The organism is Trebonia sp. (assembly GCF_049794275.1).
Taxonomy (GTDB): Bacteria; Actinomycetota; Actinomycetes; order Streptosporangiales; family Streptosporangiaceae; genus Trebonia.
The window spans coordinates 1-2,524 of sequence record NZ_JBARCR010000480.1; the positions used below are offsets into that span (position 1 = coordinate 1).

At 71.6% G+C, this 2,524-nt stretch carries 3 protein-coding genes and 1 pseudogene; all 4 read left to right on the top strand.

Features of this window, described 5'->3' with window-relative positions; genetic code table 11:
- Positions 1 to 419 (top strand): annotated as a pseudogene (locus tag WA805_RS13115) (class I SAM-dependent methyltransferase); the annotation flags it as partial.
- 20 nt (positions 420 to 439) lie between these two features.
- Positions 440 to 1,084 carry a TetR/AcrR family transcriptional regulator gene (locus WA805_RS13120; RefSeq protein WP_425242469.1) on the top strand — a complete coding sequence of 215 codons (645 nt, stop codon included), beginning with the start codon at positions 440 to 442 and terminating at the stop codon, positions 1,082 to 1,084.
- Positions 1,081 to 2,163, top strand: coding sequence for a tartrate dehydrogenase (locus WA805_RS13125; RefSeq protein WP_422285543.1), 1,083 nt, complete (start codon positions 1,081 to 1,083; stop codon positions 2,161 to 2,163). Before WA805_RS13120 ends, WA805_RS13125 begins: the two co-directional genes overlap by 4 nt.
- A 20-nt stretch (positions 2,164 to 2,183) precedes the next feature.
- A partial coding sequence (locus tag WA805_RS13130) for an MFS transporter (RefSeq protein ID WP_425242470.1) occupies positions 2,184 to 2,524 on the top strand: 341 nt, incomplete at its 3' end.

Consider the following 2,524-nt stretch of genomic DNA (forward strand, 5'->3'; position numbering starts at 1 on the left):
CGGGCGGCCGGCTCGCCATCGCGTGCCTGCCCGACCTGTCCGGCACGGACCTCGGCCCAGTGTTCGCGGCGGCGGCCGCGCACCTGCCTGCGCCGCCGCCTCCGGCCACGGGCACGGCGAGCCCGGAGTCCCTCGCCGATCCGGAACGGGCTCGCGAGGTGCTGACCGGCGCCGGATTCACCGACGTGTCCTGGACCCGCGTCGAGACCGCCCAGGTCTGGGGCCGGAACGTGGTGGACGCCGCGGGATTCATCTGGGGCTGGGGCCCCGTCCAGTTCCGGGTCCGCCACGCCGGGCCTGGCGCGATCACCAAGGCATGGGCCGCACTCGAAGACGCGCTGGCGCCTTTCGCGACGCCGGGCGGAGTGATCTTGCGCGGCGCGGCATGGCTCGTGACGGCGCAACGGCCAGGCGGCTGAGACCTCGGTACGATCTGGGGGTGTCCCCCAGAAGGGCGGCCGTGCTGCGCGGCGCCGGTGACGGTCAGAACCTGCGCGAGCACCTGATCGCCACCGCCGAACGGCTGATCTCCAGCCGTGGCACGGCCGCGCTGACCGTGCGCGAGATCGCCAGGGAGGCCGGGGTCGCCGACGGGGTGCTGTACAACTACTTCGACGGCAAGGAAGACCTGCTCGCGAACGCCGTGGCCGCGCATGTGCGGACGATTCAGGCTGGCCTCGGTGAGCTGCCCCGTCCGGGGGAGGGTGACCTCGCGGAGAACCTGCGGACCCACGTCAGGTACGGCATCGCCTTGCACCGGGCGCTGCTGTCCTTCATGGCGGGGCTGCGGCCGGAGTCCGAGGCTGTCAGCCGGTTCACCGGTCTCGTGGGGCCGGACACGAACTGGCGTGACGAACTGCTCCGCTACCTGCACGCGGAACGCGACCTAGGCAGGCTCGCGCCCGACGCTCCTGTGGAGGCCGCCGCCGCGATGATCGTCGGCGTGTGCCACGAGCTGGTGCTGACGCTGCTGCTCCCCGACGGCGCTCACGCGGGCATCTTCGCGCCGCCGCCGGACGCCGGCGACGTTGTTACGGTCATTCTGGACGGCATGCGGCCCAGGGGGGATGGGGAGCCGCGATGAATGCCACCAGGAGATTCCGGATCGCCGCGATCCCCGCGGACGGCGTGGGCCAGGAGGTGGTGGCCGCCGGGCGCCAGGTGCTCGACGCGCTGGCCGCCGGAAGCGGGGGCGCGTTCGCGTTCGACTGGCGGGAATTCGAGTGGGGCTGCGGATACTACGGGCGCACCGGGCGGATGATGGCGTCCGACGGGCTCGAGATCCTCAAGGACTTCGATGCCATCTACTTCGGCGCGGTCGGCTGGCCTGGTGTGCCCGACCACGTCAGCCTGTGGGGCCTGCGGCTGGCCATCTGCCAGAACTTCGACCAGTGGGCGAACGTCCGGCCGGTCCGCTTCCTGCCTGGGGTGCGGAGCCCGCTGCGCAAGGCCGATGACACCGAGCTGGACTGGGTCGTCGTGCGGGAGAACAGCGAGGGCGAGTACACCGGGATGGGCGGCCGCAACTTCGCCGGGCGTGGCCCTGGCGGCGAGATCGCTGTCCAGTCGGCCCTGTTCACCGAGGTCGGCTGCGAGCGCATCATGCGCTTCGCCTTCGACCTGGCCCGTACTCGCCGCCGCCGCAAGGTCTCCAGCGTCACCAAGAGCAACGCCCAGCAGTACGGCATGGTCTTGTGGGACGAGGTCTTCACGCGGGTTGCCAGGGACTATCCCGACGTCGAGACCGAGAGCGTCCTTGTCGACGCGATGTCCGCGAAGTTCGTCCTGCGGCCCGAGGACCTGTCGGTCGTGGTCGCCTCGAACCTGCACGCGGACATCCTGTCCGATCTCGGCAGCGCGCTGGCCGGCAGCCTCGGCCTGGCCGCCAGCGCCAACCTCAACCCCGAACGGCGTTTCCCCAGCATGTTCGAGCCCGTGCACGGGTCCGCGCCGGACATCGCCGGGCAAGGACTGGCCAACCCCGTCGGCGCTGTCGGCAGCGCAGCCCTGATGCTCGACCACCTGGGCCTGCCGGAGCAGGCCGCCCTGCTGCACGCCGCCATCGAGGCGACCACCGCGGCGGGCATCCTCACCCGCGACATCGGCGGCACCGCCAGCACAGAAGACGTCACCAAGGCGCTGATCGCCGCCCTGCGTACCTGAGCAGGAGCACACTAGCGACTATGCCCGGCCACCCTGACGGGGTCGCAGCCGACAGCGACCGGGGTTCCCCGGTGTCTGCGTGGTCACCGTTCCGGCACCGGATGTTCGCGGCGATGCAGAGCGCCCAGTTCGTCTCCAACGTTGGCAGCTGGATGCAGACCGTGGCCGCCCAGTGGCTGATGCTGACCCTGACCGGATCGGCCGCCTACGTTGCGCTAGTCCAGACCGCGGCGGGCCTGCCGGTCGTGCTGTTCGCGATCGTGGCCGGGACGGTCGGCGACCTGGTGGACCGGCGCCGCTTCCTGCTGGCCACGCAGACGTTCATGCTGGTCGCGGCCACCGCCCTCGGCGCGCTGGCCAT